Here is a 17,622-nt window from a genome sequence, read left to right on the forward strand (position 1 = left end):
AATCTTACAATATATAGGTACATAAATATAATCCTCAAAAGCCTATTATAAAAGAAACTCTCTTATTTTCTCCTCAACAAGCTTCACATCTATAGGCTCATCTGAGGATTCCATCGTTGTAATCAAATCTCTTCCTTGCCAATAACCATTTTTTTCATAGGCTTGTATCTTTTTAAAATTCTTTACAGCATACTCTATATCAGATGTCATTCCCAAATGCTCCCAGTAAATAGTCTTTCTAGTGCGCAGGTTAAGGACAACAAAATCAGGATAAACTGTGCTATATCCAAGTTCCAACATAGGCTCGTATTGGTAAGGGACCTTGTACTTGGCCAATGCATCTGCGATAATCTTTTCAGATTTAGAACGTACCATCTCCCCGCGATTTGTCTGATATAGACCTTTTTCTGGAAAAGTATTTTGGTTACCGGGATGTTGCTCTAACCATCTTTGTATAAAAACCGATGTTGGTTCTACTAACGGAACTAACATATTCTTTCTGGAATCAGGCAATTTATCATACAGTGCCTCAATAGAATTTATGTCATAGCCTAAAATAAACTTGTTTAATCTATTCCGTAAATCAAATAGCTTCTTATCTACTGAAACAGCATATTCCTTTTGAATCAATTTCTTTATAAGCTTATATTTCTCTTTTCCGGCATACTTGCGTTTACCTGACTCTTTATCTACAAAATAGTATTGATGACAGCCTCTAACAGTTGAAGCTTTCACTCCATAATCCGGTAGGTTCTTTAATTTAGTCAAATTCTTTGTATTTACCTTTATTAATTCATCCAGTTCTCTTAACTGTTCTTCTAGTTCTTCCTTATAATTTCTCAAATTTTCCTCCATTTCTTTCTTACATGCATCCCATCTACGGGAACTATGTTTTTGGGATGCATTGAAATTTATTTAATTTTCAAATATGCATCCCGCTACCACCTTTTACCCATTTGGGATGCATGTTTTTCAGAAATCCAACGGGATTTCGTTCCCAATAAAAAATGTAGTAGCTCTTTATGCATCCTTATAAGTGCTTTTAAACAACAGGATGCATACATAACATTAGCCGTGCATCCTATAACAAAAATCTCACTAATGGGATGCATACTCCATATTTTGAATGCATCCCAATTCACAAATTCCTATTGTAGGATGCATAACTAAGTAAAATCCGCAAATAAATCTAATAAATTCATCTTGGAATAATTGGCGAAATGAAAATTCTGCCTTGATAGTGATATATTACACCACTCCTGCAAACGACAGCTATGAATATAACTCCTATCCAAAGAAATGTCAACAGAAAAACTTACTACTTTATCAATATGCTATGACGAATAGTATCAAAAAAGCCCCGGAAACATTGAATTTTCAATGTTTCCGGGGCTCCAATTTTTGTTACTCAAGTTCCACTGTTCCAGGTGGCTTAGAAGTAAGGTCGTACATTACGCGGTTAACGCCCTTGACCTCGTTTATGATACGGCTCATGACGCGCTGCAATACCTCGAATGGAATCTCAGATGCTTCTGCTGTCATAAAGTCGATAGTTTCTACGGCACGAAGGACTACGGCGTAGTCATAGGTGCGCTCGTCTCCCATAACGCCAACGGAACGCATGTTGGAAAGGGCTGCGAAGTACTGGTCTGGAAGCTTCTTAAGGCCTGCTTCAGCAAGCTCAGTACGGTAAATATAGTCAGCATCCTGTACAATGCGAACCTTTTCTTCTGTAACTTCACCGATGATACGGATTCCAAGGCCTGGGCCTGGGAATGGCTGACGGAATACCAGGTATTTTGGTAAGCCAAGCTCTAAGCCAACCTTGCGAACCTCGTCCTTGAATAGGTTGCGAAGCGGCTCGATGATTTCCTTGAAATCAACATAATCAGGAAGACCGCCTACATTGTGGTGAGACTTAATTACAACTGACTCACCACCAAGTCCTGACTCAACAACGTCTGGATAAATAGTACCCTGTGCAAGGAAGTCTACTGTGCCAATCTTTTTAGCTTCTTCCTCAAATACACGGATAAATTCCTCACCTATTATCTTACGCTTCTGCTCTGGCTCTGTAACACCTGCGAGCTTAGCGTAGTAACGCTGTGCTGCGTTTACACGAACAAAATTAATATCAAAAGAACCAGCTGAACCAAATACTGACTCTACCTCGTCACCTTCATTCTTGCGAAGAAGACCGTGGTCTACGAATACGCAAGTAAGCTGCTTACCAATTGCCTTAGCAAGAAGTGCTGCAAGAACTGATGAATCAACACCACCAGAAAGTGCAAGTAACACCTTACCAGAACCAACACGCTCTCTAATCTCTGCTATTGTATGCTCTACAAAGGAGTCCATGCGCCAGCTACCTTCTGTACCACAGATATTACGAACAAAGTTAAATAAAATTTCCTTACCCTGCACAGTGTGAAGAACCTCTGGATGGAACTGAATAGCGTATAGGTTCTTATCTAAGCACCCAGCTGCTGCAACCGGGCAATCTGCTGTATGTGCAAGGATTTCAAATCCAGGAGCCACCTTAGAAATGTAATCAAAATGACTCATCCATACTATAGTAGACTTATCCACTCCTGCGAATAATGAATCATAAGCTCCATCAATAAAGGTCTCAGTTTTGCCGTATTCACGAACTGGTGCCTTTTCAACCTTGCCACCAAGCACATGCATCATAAGCTGTGCGCCGTAGCAAAGACCAAGCACTGGTATACCAAGTTCAAAAAGCTCCTTAGTATAGGTAGGTGCTCCTTCTTCGTAGCATGAATTTGGTCCACCAGTTAGAATAATTCCCTTTGGATTCATTTTTTTGATTTCTTCTAACGGGGTACGATAAGAATAGATTTCGCAGTAGACATTACATTCTCTGACACGACGAGCCACAAGCTGATTGTACTGTCCGCCAAAATCGATAACGATGACTTTCTCCTGGTTCATAGATACTCCTTATGTGTTTGTTATAAATTTTCCTAAAGTATAGATTAAATTTTCAAATTCTTCAACCAAAAACATTAATATAAATAGGATTTCATTCGATACAATATGTAGAACCTTGATTTTCGTCTAAAGGAGTTCCTATGAATATAAGTGTAACTAATTCATTAAGCTTAAGATTGTTTTATAATGGCAATGCCTCTATCTCCCATGGCTCATCTAGAAACAACGAGCTTACTGGCACATTGTCTATGGCAGATGCCAGTGCTTTGCGCAATGCCATTAGAAAGCTGCAGGACTATGAATTTGAGGACGCATCTAAGACCTTAATCCAGGAGAAGCTAAAGGCCTTTACGGATACAGTGAATAATACAATTACATCCGCATCAAAATATGGGGCAGGTGATACATCTGTCAAAAACGCTGTGTCAAAGTTAAAGAGGCTTAATAATGATTACGCGTCAGAATTGCAAAAAATCGGTATCACTGTAAATAAAGATGGAACCATGTCACTATATGAAAATGCTTCCAAAACCTACTCTTCTAAGAAGATTGACAGCTTTTTTGATGTGGACAGCGAATACCTGAATAGCCTATATGATACCGCTAAAAAAATCACCCGCAAAGTAGATGTTAGAATTTAGCTTGCACTTTTGCCTCTTTTGGACTAGAGTATGAGTGGGTACTTGTGTATCCCATTTTTTTATTGGAGGCAATATAATGATTTTTGAAAAAACCTCAAAACGAGGACTTAAGATTATCATCGTTGGCTGTGGAAAGGTTGGTCGCACACTTGTGGATAGACTTTCCAAGGAAGGCCACGATATTGTTATCATAGATAAAGATCAAGACAGAATTGATAATCTAACAAATCTATATGACATAATGGGAATCCAGGGTAATGGTGCCAGCTATAGCATTCAGCTAGAAGCCGGTATTAAGGACGCTGACCTCATTATTGCCGTCACAAACTCTGATGAGCTTAATCTATTATGCTGCACTATTGCAAAGCAGGTAGGTGATTGTGCTTCTATCGCAAGAGTTCGAAATCCTGATTATTCAAAAGAAATTTCATATTTACAGGAGAAGCTCGGCCTTGTAATGGTTATCAATCCTGAGTTTGAAGCTGCAAGAGAAATATCATCTATTCTTTCGCTTCCTTCTACCTTAGAGGTTTCTTCTTTTGCTCACGGGCAGGCTGAACTTGTTGAGTTTAAGATTGAAGAAGGTAATGTGTTAGATGGTCTTACAATTAAGGATTTGTCTTCTGCTATTACCAGCAAGGTGCTTATTTCCGCTGTTAAAAGAGGCAACGATGTTGTAATTCCTACTGGTGATTTTGTATTACATGCAGATGATATTGTATCTGCTGTAGGTGCCAGAAGATTTGCACGTACATTCCTTAGTGAGATTGGATTCAAGACAAGACAGGTTAAGGATTGCTTGATTGTTGGTGGTGGTAAGGCTTCCTTCTATCTTGCTAAACTATTATTACAGGCTAGAATTAACGTTAGAATTATCGAGCGTAATAAGGAGCGTTGCGAGGAGCTTTCTATTGCCTTACCAAAGGCTACTATTATTAATGGTGATGGTGGCGATGAATCCTTGCTTCGTGAAGAAGGTATCGAATATGTAGAAAGCTTCGTTCCTCTAACAGGAATTGATGAAGAAAACATCCTTCTTACACTTTATGCAAATCAGGTTAGCAATGCCAAGGTTATCACAAAGGTTAACCGCATTAACTTTGATAATGTATTATCACAATTGAATTTGGGTTCAGTGATTTATCCACGCCATATCACTGCAGAATCTATCATTGCATACGTACGTGCCAAAAGTGCTTCAGGTGATGGTGATGATATCCTTACACTTTATCATTTATTTGATCAGAAGGTTGAAGCTATCGAATTCAACATTAGTGAAAAGTCAAAGGCTGTTGGCGTACCATTTTCAGTGCTCCAGTTTAAAGATAACGTGTTAATTGCATTTATCAATCGTAATGGTACAATCATTATTCCTAGTGGTTCTGACACAATAGAGGTTGGAGACACAGTAATGGTTGTTACTACACACACAGGCTTTGCCACAATACTTGATACTTTGAGGTAGTCGGATTATGAATCATTCCGTTATTCGTTTTATTTTAGGTTATGTTATTGGATTTATGGGATTGTTTTTGATGCTTCCCATACTTGTTGCTGTAATTTATCATGAAAATGTATGGATTGACTATGCAATTGTTGCAGTTCCATGTCTTCTGATTGGAATAGTAAATAGCTATTTCAAGCCAAAGCAGTTTTCCTTTTATTTGAAAGAAGGCTTCTTTTGTACCGGAGCTTCATGGGTGGTGCTTTCTATAATTGGTGCTCTTCCACTATACCTTAGTGACGAGATTCCACATTATATTGATGCATTGTTTGAGGCAGTTTCAGGTTTTACCACAACAGGTGCTTCCATCATTGATAATGTAGAGCTTCTTAGCCATGCATCACTGTTTTGGCGAAGCTTCACTCACCTTGTTGGTGGTATGGGAGTTTTAGTATTCCTGCTTACAGTTATTCCCCTTGCAGGTGGTGATGGTTCTCAGTTCAATCTTATGAAGGCTGAGTCCCCTGGACCTTCTGTTGGAAAGCTTGTTCCAAAACTTAAGAATACTGCCCAGATGCTTTATTTGATTTACTTGGGATTATGTGCACTTGAATTTATTCTTTTGTTAATTGCAGGCATGACACCATTTGAGGCAATCAATACAGCCATTGCTACAGCAGGTACTGGTGGATTTGGTATTTACGCAGACAGCTGCGCTGGATTTAATGTGGCCAGCCAATGGATTATTGCAATATTCATGTTTATATTTGGTGTTAATTTTAACTTTTACTATTATGTGCTCTTCCACCATGCAAGAGACGCATTTAGAATGGAAGAAGTTAGAATGTATTCCTTCCTGACTGCTATTTCTATTGGTATTATTACTGTAAATACATTAGGAAGCAGTGCAGGGCTTTTCGATGCCCTCACTAAGGCGGCATTCCAGGTTACATCAGTTCAATCATCTACCGGTTTTTCTACTGCTGATTTTGCTCAGTGGCCACAGGCCAGCAGATGTGTACTTGTACTTCTCATGTTTATCGGTGCTTGTGCCGGTTCTACAGGTGGTGGTATCAAGGTTTCCCGCTTCGTGCTTATGGGCAAGGCGGTTCATAAGGAGCTTATTAGCTACATTCATCCTCGTAGCGTCAGAAAGACTCTCATGGATGGCAAGCCGGTTAACCACGAAACAATCCGTTCTAACAACGTATTCTTCGGCACATTTATGCTGATATTCTTTGTTAGTGCATTTATACTATCATTTGAAAACCTTGATTTTTCTACAGTATTTACAGCTGTGATTGCCACAATGAGTAACATTGGACCAGGTCTTAGCCTGGTAGGACCAGCAGCCAACTTTGGATTCTTCTCTGATTTATCAAAGATTGTATTGATTTTTGATATGCTTGCAGGAAGACTTGAATTGTTCCCAATTCTTATGCTATTCCACCCTAAGATTTGGAACGATTTATTCTCAAAACGTCGTTGTAAAGAATTAAAGAACGCAGGAAAAGTATTAAAATAATGCAAACAACTATTATGAAGATGACTGATGCTTTCGAGCATCAGTCTTTTTACAAATCAAAAGAAAATATAAAAATTATCGACTGCCGTGACATAGAAGGTACACGCTGTTATTTGGACGACTTAGCTAAGGAGCAGCTTCTTAAAAGAATGGAGGCTGCTTCTTTAAATGGACTCCATTTTATCGATTCTGGCAACTACCACTATCTTACATTACTGTGGTTGCAAAGGATTAATACACCATTTAATCTGATTCTTTTTGACCATCATCCTGATAACCAGCCACCTAGCTTTGGACAAATTACATCCTGCGGTGGATGGGTTTTAGAGGCTACTACAGAGCTTTCTAACCTTAAGCAGGTATTTACCTTTGGTGTAGGGGAATTTCCAGATATTAGCCAAATTCCAACGGATATCCCTATATATATTTCCATTGATAAGGATGTACTTTCAACAGATTTTGCCGTCACTGATTGGGACCAGGGTGATATGACTATTGATGAAATGATTTCTTATCTGAAAGAAATTATTAAAAACCGCCAGATACTTGGTGTAGATATTTGTGGAGACAGTGGAGAATACGCTGAAAATGGAGCCTGTATTAATAATCAGATAAATCAGACTCTTTTTGACTTTTTCGCCAATTTTCTTTAAACTATAGATAAGAAAAATGATTGGAGGGAAACCACTATGTATCCAGTAATTACTATTTCAAGAGAATTTGGCAGCGGCGGTCATAGCATTGGCGAGGCTGTTGCAAAACAGTTGAATATCCCATTTTATGACGGAGAAATTGTTAATCGTGTAGCTGTGGAAAGTGGCTATGCAAAAGAGCTTATAGAAACCCAGGGAGAATATACATCTTCTACAGCAATGTGGTTTGATATTTCTGCTGCTGGAACAATGTATTTCCAAAGTCCTCAGGATGAAATCTTCATCGCACAGAAAAAGGTTATCCTTGATTGTGCAAGCAAGGGGCCTTGCGTTATCGTTGGTAGATGCGCCGATTACATCCTTAGAAAAGAAGGTGTACGCTGCATGAATGTTATGATTCACGCAGATATGGAGCACAGAAAAAAACGAGTGCTGGAGCGCTATGAAAACATCGAAAATGTAAGTATCGAAAAGCGTCTTGCTAAGAAGGACAAGCAGCGTAAAACTTACTACAAATATTACACTGATAAAAGCTGGGGTGATTTCAGAGAATATGATGTTATCTTAGATAGTGGATCTCTTGGTGAAGAGATGTGCGTAAAGACTATATGTGAATTAGCCGGTGCATTTCCGGAATAAAACAAAGAAAGAACACCCCTCGTAATAGTCGGCAAGCGCGAGCAAGAGGGCCCCATGGAGTTAAGGAGGGACCCTTTAGGGAGGTTCCCTTGACTCCAATGGGAGATGGCTTGCGGGAGCATGTAAAACTACAGGGGGGTGTTTTATTTTTTTATACCTGCGATAATACATTTACGCAATCGTCGCAGATTAAATCTCCATGCTCTAGCAAGAATGCTCCGTCGAAGCTTTCTGTAAACATCTGTGTAGCAAATTCTGCTAAAACTAAGATTACTGCTGATATCTGACGACGTGTAAGCTCAAAGTTAAGCTTGATGTAATAGTCATCACCGTAGCGATAAAGTGCACTCTGCATTCCATCGTACTTTGGAAGATGCTTGCATAGTAAAATAGCTGCATCCAAATCAGGTAAGATTGCCCAAAGTGGTGTATCCAAATACTGGGCTGTTACCTCATCTGTGTCATCAGTTATAGCCTGAGCCTTCTGAACCGGCACATCTGCTGTGCCAGGGCCAGCTGCTACCATAGCCGGTGTAGAACCTGTTGTATTTTTTGTGGTAGATAGTGTTTCCTGTAAACCAGTTAAATGCTTCTTCAATTCCTCAATTGCAGTGGCAAGTCCGCTGCTTGAATCCGGGGATATAAGTAATGCAACATCACCCTGTGGCATAACTGTCATCTGAACACTATATGCCTTTGCATGAGTCTCAATACCAAGTGTTTCACACGCCTCTGCTAAAATATCCCTAATAAAGCTCTGGGTCTTTTCCTGGTCACTGACGAAATCACCAAGCTCCATGCCGCTCATTTCCATTTCTTCTTTAGTGATGACACATCTAATTTTGTCCTCACCTATCTTCTTGAACTTCATCAGCTCCCCTCCTTTCAAATATGGACGTAATAAAAGTTTAGCAAATCGAATTAAAAGTGTCACGGAAATTTCTGTATATATTGTGTGAAAGTTTTAAGAACTAGTTTTATATTATTTAACTATTCCGACGATATCATTTATATCGTCTATTTTCTTCCGATTCATATAATCTATAACACCATCAAGTATATCCACTGTGGCTGTAGGATTATAGAAATTTGCTGTTCCAACAGACACTGCTGTAGCACCTGCCAACATCATTTCCACTGCATCTTCCCATGTGCTGACGCCACCCATTCCGATGATTGGGATGTTCACTGCGTTTGCACATTCATATACCATTCTAACTGCTATTGGATGAACTGCTGGGCCAGACATACCTCCGGTCTTATTTGCCAGAACAAAGTTTTGACGCTCTACATCGATTTTCATTCCTGTAAGAGTATTGATAAGCGAAATTGCATCTGCTCCTCCGGCCTCTGCTGCCTTTGCCATAACCTTGATGTCTGTAACATTCGGAGAAAGCTTCATAACAATTGGCTGCTTGGCATGCTTCTTTACAAGCCTCGTGATTTTCTCTACTGCCTTAGGGTCCTGTCCAAAGGCGATACCGCCTTCCTTTACATTAGGACATGATATGTTGATTTCAAGCATATCAACCCTGCTCTCTTCTGCCAATCTATCAACCACCTCAATATATTCTTCGGCTGAATGACCGCAAACATTAACCAGAACACGAGTATCTTTATAATTTTCTAGAAATTTTAGATCACGATTGCAAAATACTTCTACTCCAGGATTCTGCAAGCCAATAGCATTAAGCATTCCTGAACTTACCTCTGCAATACGAGGTGTAGGATTGCCTGGCCATGGTACATTTGCCACGCCCTTTGTAACAACCGCACCTAATCTATTTAAATCTACAAACTCTGAGTATTCCATACCAGAACCAAAGGTTCCAGAGGCCTCCATAATTGGATTTTGAAATTCTACTCCCGCAATTGTAACCTTAGTATTCATTATAGGACTACCTCCGTTGATAGGAAAACTGGACCATCTTTACATACTCTCTTATTATTTACATGGCTATGGTCATCTACCTCTGTAGACTGACATACACAGCCTAGGCAAGCTCCTACGCCACATGCCATACGCTCTTCCATAGAAACATAGCATTTAGCACCGATTGAAGCTGCGTACTCTGCCACACCTCTTAGCATAGGCTTTGGACCACAGGCATAGATTACATCTGCTTTAAGGTCATTTTCCTTCATAGCATCCACAACTGTTCCGTGGACACCTGCTGAACCATCGTCTGTGGCAAAAATCACCTCTCCTGCTGCATCAATAAAATCGTCAGCAAGGAACAAATCATCTGTACGATATCCAAGTACTGCTGTTACATCACCACTAAGTTCCTTAGCAAGCTCTAGCATTGGAGGTACGCCAATACCACCACCTACTACGATAGCCTTACCTGCCTCAAGAGGGAAGCCGTTACCTAGAGGTCCTAAAACTTCTACAGTATCTCCTGCCTGAAGCTTTGAGAACTCTTCTGTTCCCTTGCCTACTACACGGTAGACAACTCTGAGAGTGCCCTGTGCCTTATCAATCTCACAGATGCTGATTGGGCGTGGAAGTAGCTTGCTTCCATCGTTTGAAAAGATGTTGATGAATTGGCCAGGGATGGCGTATTGTGAAGCTGTTGTAGCTAAAAGCAAACTGTAGATATTATCTGCAAGCTTGTTAGAAGCTACAATCTGCGCTATTTCTTTAACTTTCATTTATTTGACTCCTTTTAGTTTTTACCCCTCATCAGTCACCTTCGGTGACAGCTTCCCCCCTATATAGGGGGGAAGCCTTTTATGCTAACGCGCTACGAATATCTGCAAGCATATCCTCAACTGCGGCGCGGCTGGCTTCAGCGAAGTTTGCCTCACCGTATTTTGCGTACTTTTCCTGCTGGTAGGCTGCGATAATTCCACGGCTGGAATTTACGATAGCACCAAGTCCATCTTCATTGAAGAAGTTTACAAGGTCTGCGCCTTTGCCTCCCTGTGCGCCATATCCTGGCACAAGGATATATGTATGAGGCATAAGCTTACGAAGCTTTGCACCCATTTCTGGGTAAGTGGCACCAACAACAGCACCTACATTAGAATAGTTGCCATCCATGCTTTCACTGCCCCACTCTTCAATCTTTTCAGCCATGTGCTCGTACAATGGTCTGCCATCAATTAATCTATCCTGGAACTCACCAGAAGAAGGATTAGAGGTCTTGCAAAGTACGAAAATACCCTTATCCTCTTCATTACAAACATCAACAAAAGGCTTCACGCCATCTGTACCAAGATATGGATTTACTGTAGCCATATCTGCGTCAAATCCCTGATACTTATAGTCCCCAACCTGAACAGAGCCTAGATGTCCAAGGGCATAAGCTGTAGATGTTGAACCGATATCACCACGCTTAATATCTGCGATAACCACAAGACCAAGCTCCTTAGCATAATCAACAGTCTTCTTATAAGCTATCATGCCTGGGATGCCGAAGCTTTCATACATGGCAATCTGAGGCTTAACAGCTGGAATCAAATCAGCACAAGCATCCATAATCTGTCTATTATAATCAAACATGGCCTCGCCAACTGCCTCTAGGGTCTGGCCCTGCTCTGCCATGTGCTTCTCAACCAGTGACTTTGGCATAAGCTTCATAGTAGGGTCAAGTCCCACAACAATAGGTGCATTCTTCTCAGTAATCTGATTAATTAATCTTGAAATCATAATATATCCTCCAGGTTTTTATCTCGCCTGTTACGCTATCAAAGATAAATATTACACACTCGACTAGGATGTCTCGCTTAGTAATATTTTTCTTTGACAGCTACAGGCTACTTTTACACACTACAATTATTTATTGCATACCCGACGAGAGTCTCGCTTAGTAATATTTTTCTTTGACAGCTACAGGCTATTTATACACAACCTTACCACCGAAGATGGTGGTTACCACTTTGCCGGTAACCTTACGGCCTTCGTAGGGCATGTTCTTAGATTTGCCGGCGAAATCGGCGGCGTGGATTTCATACTCTACGTTTGGGTCGAAAATGGTGATGTCGGCTGTTTTGCCAACAGACAGGTCGCCTAAAGCATTAAGGCCAAGGATTCTTGCAGGATTGCTACTCATGTAGGCAGCCATCTGCATAGGGCTAATTACTCCCCCAAGAACAAGCTCGGTGTATGTAAGGCTTGCGCTTGTCTCTAATCCTACTATTCCAAATGGAGAAGCGAAGCCCTTAGCCTTTTCTTCTGCTGTATGTGGAGCATGGTCTGTAGATATTACCTCAAATACTCCCTCTGCAAGGCCCTTTCTTAAAGCCTGCCTATCTTCTGCAGTTCTTACAGGAGGATTCATTTTATAGTTGCCATCACCTGGCACAATGTCCTCCTCAGTAAGAGTAAAATGATGTGGGCAAACCTCACCAGACACCTTAACGCCTCTGGCCTTTGCCTCCTTAACAATATCGTAGCTTTCCTTTGTAGAGCAGTGACAGAGATGAAGTGTGGCACCTGTTTCCTCTGCAAGCATTACGTCTCTTGCTTCGATAATGTTTTCAACAGCATTGCTGATGCCCTTTTCTCCCATGGAATCAGACTTTGCACCCATGTTCATTACTCCACCCTGAACAAGATTTATGTCCTCGCAGTGGGCAAGTACTGGTACACCCTTTTTTGCCACAATCTTCATGGCCTCACGGTACACACCTGAATCCATAACAGATTTGCCATCCTCGGAGATTGCAGGAATTCCTTCTTTAATCATCCCCTCTAAATCAGAAAGCTCCTTGCCTTCCATCCCCTTAGTAACTGAGCCTACCTGAAGTACCCTGGTAAGCCCTACAGCTTTTCCCTTGTCGTGCACATACTTAACAAGCTTCGGATTATCAACAACAGGCTTCGTATTTGGCATTGCAAGCACTGTTGTTACACCACCTCTGGCTGCTGCCTTAGAGCCAGTTTCAATATCTTCCTTAGCAGTCTGTCCAGGATCTCTGAAATGTACGTGCATATCAATGAACCCAGGGAAGACCATACAGCCCTTGGCATCAATTACCTCATCAGAAAAAACGGGAACAATGCCAGCCGAAAGGGCTGATATACTGTTCCCGTCTATCTTAATATCTAATATTTCGTCTGTGTTTGTTGGTGGGTTAATCACCCTACCATTTTTGATAATTAGGCTCATGCTATACCTCTTTCTTCTAAACTTTCAATAGTATAGCATAAACCTCTTCAAGATGAAACAAATAAACCTAAATTAAACCACTATTTAAGTAGCAAAATCTACATGCTGAATCCCCCCAGCACGACCATCTGATTCATGTAAATATATTCCTGATTCACGTATTGCAGCACGAGCTCTTTGCTCATCGTCATGGTTAATATATTCTGTAGGAATTCTACCTAAATATATGGCTCCTATATCAGATTGCTTTAGGGTATATAGCTCCATATCCCCTTTTTCATTCATAGACCATACTCTTAGCTTTTCAAAGATTGGGTCATTTTCATCTATCCAGCCATTGCAATCCTCATCAAATACCGCCAGTTCCCCAAAGCCATCTCCTGAACGGGTTCCAAACAGCTCCCCGCCATCATTAATCTCGCCATCCTCGTTCTTATCTAATGCTAAAAACCCCTGGCCTGCTGCAAGCTTATTTATCTCATCCATGTTCCCATCACCATCTAAATCAAAAAAGAATGTTTGATTGGATATATTTGCAGGGGAATCCGATAGATTTATTACCAATGGGTCTATAAATCTGCTAAAGGATTCTTGAATACTGGTGTACTCTTCATGTAATGATTCAGACATTTCAAAGCCGTAATCAAAGCTGATTCTTCTACCATCGGCAGTTAATGCCGTTCCCTTAGATGAATAGGAAAGGGATTGGGTTTCTGTCCTTTCATAGTTTACAGATGTGGTCTGTGCAAAGCCTGTGTTTTCACCAAAGAAATCCTTTAGTATATCAGAAAACCCCTTCTTTTCCCCAAAGATTCTTCCTAGCAGCAGTACCCTAAGCAAATAGCTCATAGTCTGCATTCTGGTTTCTCTGTTTGCAAAAAGAGAGTTTTCTTGTTCATCTTCAAGTGCACTAATGTCCTTAACCTCGCTAGCTCCTTTCTCTTCCCCATTTTCTGGAAGCTTAAATGTGATGTCTCCAATTTTAATAGCTGGAGTGTGGCTTACCTGATAAGTAGCCTTCGTAGTAACTGAATAGTTACTTTTTGAGGTCATTTGAACCTCAGAGTTTTGAATTACCATGTTCTTCCCTCCTATAAATGATGGATACTATTTATAAAAGGAAATTCCGTTTTCCCATCACAGGTTTCTTAAAATAGAAAAACCAGGAAAGCAATCGCCCTCCTGGTCCTGTGATTATCGTCCGTGTAATTATATATCGGAATAATTGTCCTCTTCCTTAACAGATGCTGCACTTCTTTTTAATAAAAGCAAACCGCCATAGGTCACCATCAAAGCTAACAGCACGCTAAAGAAAAATGAAATTAATGTGTCTCCACTAAATGGTAAAAATTCTGAGAAGAATGTTCCTACTAAGTTATACAGTATATGAACCATAATTGTTACCCAAATATTATCATATAGATGCATTATATATCCCAGGCCAAGGCCTAAAACAAATGCATAGCATCCCTGAATAGCATTCATATGGAAAGCTCCAAAAAGAATTGCCTGAACAATTATAGCCAGATAATATGGCATAACCTTTTTGGCCGCAGAAAATGTAATTCCTCTGAAAATGAATTCTTCTACAATTGGCCCTAAAATTACTGCATATATGCCCATTAAAACAGATATTTCATCATCAAGACCTGCACTTTCAAGAATCATTTCGTATTCTTCCATCCATGCTGGGAAGGCTGTACCAAGTGCATTCATCAAAAACACGCTAACATACTGCATACCAATACAAAACATCAAAAGGCCTGCTATAGTAACAGGAATATTTTTTGAAATGCCCTTAAGGCTATATGTCTTATTCTCCATAAACATTTTATGGTAGCAGCTGATAAATATACACATACCTACTGCAGAATATAAAACATATATAATCCCATTCACAGTATCCGATAACATTAATTTTAGAACACTATCCATCAGCTCATCCCATGTTGCCCCTTTAAAGGTGCCAAGAACATAAGCTACACTTCCTTCTAATACTACAATAGAAGCAATGTACTGGATTACTAATGCTAAAATACATGGAATAAAAATCCAAAAAATATACTTTCCTCTGTTGTCTTTATTCTGGTTCATATCAATTTCCTTACTTGCATTTAGTGTAATTCAAGCTTGTCTAAATGCCAAATATCGTCTACATATTCTTGTATAGTTCTGTCTGATGAGAACTTGCCTACATGAGCTACATTCTCAAGAGCCATCTGTCCCCACTTAAATCTATCCTTGTAAGCCTCCTGAATCTTCTCATGAGCTTCAACATAAGATGCAAAATCCTTTAATACAAAGTATGTATCAGCCTTTGCTGTACACTGTGTATTAAGCAACGAATTGTATAAAGGTCTGAATAGCTCAGGATTATCAATGCTGTAATATCCATTAACAAGCTGCTGCAGAACCTTCTGAATACGGTAGTCACTATTCATTATATCTACAGGATTGTAATCATTGTTCTTCTCATGAGCAATAACCTCATCTGAGCTCATACCGAAGATAAAGATATTCTTACCGCCTAAATCCTGGTACATCTCCACATTGGCACCATCCATAGTGCCTATTGTAACTGCACCATTAAGCATAAACTTCATGTTACCTGTACCTGATGCTTCCTTAGAAGCTGTAGATATCTGCTCTGAAACATCTGCTGCTGCAAAAATCCATTCAGCATTAGATACCCTGTAATCTTCAATAAATACAACCTTAAGCTTGCCATCAATTGATTTATCGTTGTTGATTACAGCCGCAACATTATTAATAAGCTTAATTATAAGCTTAGCATTCTCATATCCGGCTGATGCCTTAGCACCAAAGATAAAAGTAGTTGGGAAGAAATCCATCTCTGGATTTTCCTTAATCTGATTGTACAGATACATTACATGAAGAATATTTAAAAGCTGTCTCTTGTACTCATGCAATCTCTTAACCTGAACATCAAAGATTGAATTAGGGTCAACCTCAATGCCATTATGGTCAAAGATATATTTAGCCAGACGCTTTTTGTTTTCATGCTTAATCTCGATAAACTCATCGATAGAGCGCTTATCATCAATGTATCTTTCAAGCTTCTCCATCTGAGAAAGATCAGTAATCCAACCACGGCCAATCTTAGATATTACCCAATCTGAAAGCTTGTAATTGCCATGCATCAAGAAACGTCTTTGGGTGATACCGTTAGTCTTGTTATTAAATTTCTCAGGATACATCTCGTAGAAATCATGAAGAGAAACATTCTTCAAAATCTCTGTATGAAGGGCTGCAACACCATTTACAGAAAAGCCTGCTGCAATAGCCATGTGAGCCATCTTAACCTGACCATCTGCAAGGATTGCCATACGGCCTACCCTTGCCTCATCACCAGGGAACTTAGCCCTTATATCATCACAGAATCTACGGTTAATCTCCTCAACTATCATGTAGATACGTGGAAGCAGATTCTTGAAGATATCCTGTGGCCATTTTTCAAGAGCCTCAGACATGATAGTATGGTTAGTGTAAGCCACACAATGGGTGGTAATCTCCCATGCATCATCCCATCCAAGACCATGCTCATCCATAAGAAGTCGCATAAGCTCTGCAACTGTAAGTGTTGGATGAGTATCGTTCATCTGGAAAACTACCTTCTCAGGAAGTCTCATTATATCGTTATGATGGCGGAAATACTTAGCAAGAGCACGCTGCAATGAAGCAGATACAAAGAAGTACTGCTGCTTCAAACGAAGCTCCTTGCCCTGTATATGATTATCATTAGGATAAAGAACCTCTGTAAGGTTACGGGCAAGGTTCATATCCTCAACCGCCTTATTATAATCGCCTCGCTCAAAGGAATCTAATCTAAAGACCTCCTTTGGCTTAGCATCCCAAATCATAAGTGTATTTACCATACCATTATCAAAGCCTGTAACAGGCATATCATAAGGTGTGGCAATTACTGAATTGTAGCCCTCATGAACATACTTGGTAGAACCATCTGGCTGGCTCTCATAACGAACCCAACCACCAAATTTTACCTCGAATTCATACTCTGGGCGCTCCAATTCAAAGGGGTATCTTGTCTGAAGCCAGTTGTCTGGAACCTCACGCTGATAGCCATCCTCAATCTTTTGCTTAAACATACCATAATGGTATCTGATACCACAGCCATAAGCCGGGTACTGAAGTGTTGCAAGTGAATCCAAGAAGCATGCTGCAAGTCTTCCCAAGCCGCCATTTCCCAAAGCTGGATCTGGCTCCTGGTCTTCGATTGCATTAATATCTACCCCTAATTCATCAAGGGCATCCATAACCTCTGTATAGCCACGCATATTAATCATATTATTGCCTAAGAGTCTTCCAATCAAAAACTCCATAGACATATAATATACGCACTTAGGATCCTGTTTATTGAACTCCTTTTGGGTGTTCAACCAATTATCGATAACTACCTCGTTAACTACTTCGGAGCAGGCTCTATAAATCTCCTCCTCGGTAGCCTCCTCAAATTCCTTCCTAAACATGATTTTCACACGATTAACAATTTCGCGTTCAATCTCTTTAGTACTTGGCATCTGTCTCTTCATACTCAAAACCCCTCCTATATACGTATTATGTGCGTAGGACGTATAAGCTGCTCCTAGTTCTCCGTGCTCCCGCAGGCCAC

The 17,622-nt window shown here is 40.2% G+C and carries 15 protein-coding genes; 5 read left to right on the forward strand and 10 right to left on the reverse strand.

All coding sequences use genetic code 11. From position 1 onward, the window contains the following. Positions 1-45: 45 nt before the first annotated feature. Complete coding sequence (locus IJ535_RS08660; protein ID WP_294301390.1) at positions 46-843, reverse strand: hypothetical protein; 798 nt, start codon at positions 841-843, stop codon at positions 46-48. A gap of 561 nt (positions 844-1,404) precedes the next feature. Then, entirely contained in the window at positions 1,405-2,952 is a 1,548-nt protein-coding gene (guaA, locus tag IJ535_RS08665; protein ID WP_294301392.1) for a glutamine-hydrolyzing GMP synthase, read from the reverse strand. 140 nt (positions 2,953-3,092) lie between these two features. On the opposite strand from guaA, the gene IJ535_RS08670 reads away from it, so the two are divergent. From IJ535_RS08670 to IJ535_RS08690, 5 genes are all read left to right on the forward strand, one after another. Beyond that, positions 3,093-3,593 (forward strand): hypothetical protein, encoded by a 501-nt coding sequence (locus IJ535_RS08670; protein ID WP_294301395.1) that lies wholly within the window; start codon positions 3,093-3,095, stop codon positions 3,591-3,593. A 76-nt stretch (positions 3,594-3,669) separates the two neighbouring features. Next, positions 3,670-5,058 carry a Trk system potassium transporter TrkA gene (trkA, locus tag IJ535_RS08675; RefSeq protein ID WP_294301398.1) on the forward strand — a complete coding sequence of 463 codons (1,389 nt, stop codon included), beginning with the start codon at positions 3,670-3,672 and terminating at the stop codon, positions 5,056-5,058. Between the two features lie 7 nt (positions 5,059-5,065). Next, positions 5,066-6,562 carry a TrkH family potassium uptake protein gene (locus tag IJ535_RS08680; protein ID WP_294301401.1) on the forward strand — a complete coding sequence of 499 codons (1,497 nt, stop codon included), beginning with the start codon at positions 5,066-5,068 and terminating at the stop codon, positions 6,560-6,562. Then, positions 6,562-7,215 (forward strand): hypothetical protein, encoded by a 654-nt coding sequence (locus IJ535_RS08685; RefSeq protein ID WP_294301405.1) that lies wholly within the window; start codon positions 6,562-6,564, stop codon positions 7,213-7,215. The genes IJ535_RS08680 and IJ535_RS08685 overlap by 1 nt, the downstream gene beginning before the upstream one ends. A 36-nt stretch (positions 7,216-7,251) precedes the next feature. Further along, the gene (locus IJ535_RS08690; RefSeq protein WP_294301408.1) at positions 7,252-7,854 is read left to right on the forward strand and encodes a cytidylate kinase-like family protein; all 603 of its coding nucleotides are present in this window, start codon (positions 7,252-7,254) and stop codon (positions 7,852-7,854) included. A 151-nt stretch (positions 7,855-8,005) separates the two neighbouring features. On the opposite strand, the gene IJ535_RS08695 is transcribed toward IJ535_RS08690, so the two are convergent. The 8 genes from IJ535_RS08695 to IJ535_RS08730 all read right to left on the reverse strand — a co-directional run bounded on the left by IJ535_RS08695 (position 8,006) and on the right by IJ535_RS08730 (position 17,542). Continuing rightward, positions 8,006-8,725 (reverse strand): adaptor protein MecA, encoded by a 720-nt coding sequence (locus tag IJ535_RS08695; RefSeq protein ID WP_294301411.1) that lies wholly within the window; start codon positions 8,723-8,725, stop codon positions 8,006-8,008. A 111-nt stretch (positions 8,726-8,836) separates the two neighbouring features. Then, on the reverse strand, positions 8,837-9,745 hold the full coding sequence (locus IJ535_RS08700) for a dihydroorotate dehydrogenase (RefSeq protein ID WP_294301414.1): 909 nt from the start codon (positions 9,743-9,745) through the stop codon (positions 8,837-8,839). Beyond that, positions 9,745-10,509, reverse strand: coding sequence for a dihydroorotate dehydrogenase electron transfer subunit (locus IJ535_RS08705; RefSeq protein WP_294301417.1), 765 nt, complete (start codon positions 10,507-10,509; stop codon positions 9,745-9,747). The genes IJ535_RS08700 and IJ535_RS08705 overlap by 1 nt, the downstream gene beginning before the upstream one ends. Positions 10,510-10,588: 79 nt before the next feature. After that, positions 10,589-11,509 (reverse strand): orotidine-5'-phosphate decarboxylase, encoded by a 921-nt coding sequence (pyrF, locus tag IJ535_RS08710; RefSeq protein ID WP_294301420.1) that lies wholly within the window; start codon positions 11,507-11,509, stop codon positions 10,589-10,591. A 187-nt stretch (positions 11,510-11,696) separates the two neighbouring features. After that, positions 11,697-12,971 carry a dihydroorotase gene (locus IJ535_RS08715; RefSeq protein WP_294301422.1) on the reverse strand — a complete coding sequence of 425 codons (1,275 nt, stop codon included), beginning with the start codon at positions 12,969-12,971 and terminating at the stop codon, positions 11,697-11,699. 84 nt (positions 12,972-13,055) lie between these two features. Further along, entirely contained in the window at positions 13,056-14,051 is a 996-nt protein-coding gene (locus tag IJ535_RS08720; RefSeq protein ID WP_294301426.1) for a hypothetical protein, read from the reverse strand. 129 nt (positions 14,052-14,180) lie between these two features. Continuing rightward, positions 14,181-15,065: a CPBP family intramembrane glutamic endopeptidase gene (locus IJ535_RS08725; protein WP_294301429.1), complete on the reverse strand. Its 885-nt coding sequence runs from the start codon at positions 15,063-15,065 to the stop codon at positions 14,181-14,183. 20 nt (positions 15,066-15,085) lie between these two features. Then, on the reverse strand, positions 15,086-17,542 hold the full coding sequence (locus IJ535_RS08730) for a glycogen/starch/alpha-glucan phosphorylase (protein ID WP_294301432.1): 2,457 nt from the start codon (positions 17,540-17,542) through the stop codon (positions 15,086-15,088). Positions 17,543-17,622 lie beyond the last annotated feature (80 nt).

It is taken from the genome of Pseudobutyrivibrio sp. (assembly GCF_017471675.1).
Taxonomy (GTDB): Bacteria; Bacillota; Clostridia; order Lachnospirales; family Lachnospiraceae; genus Pseudobutyrivibrio.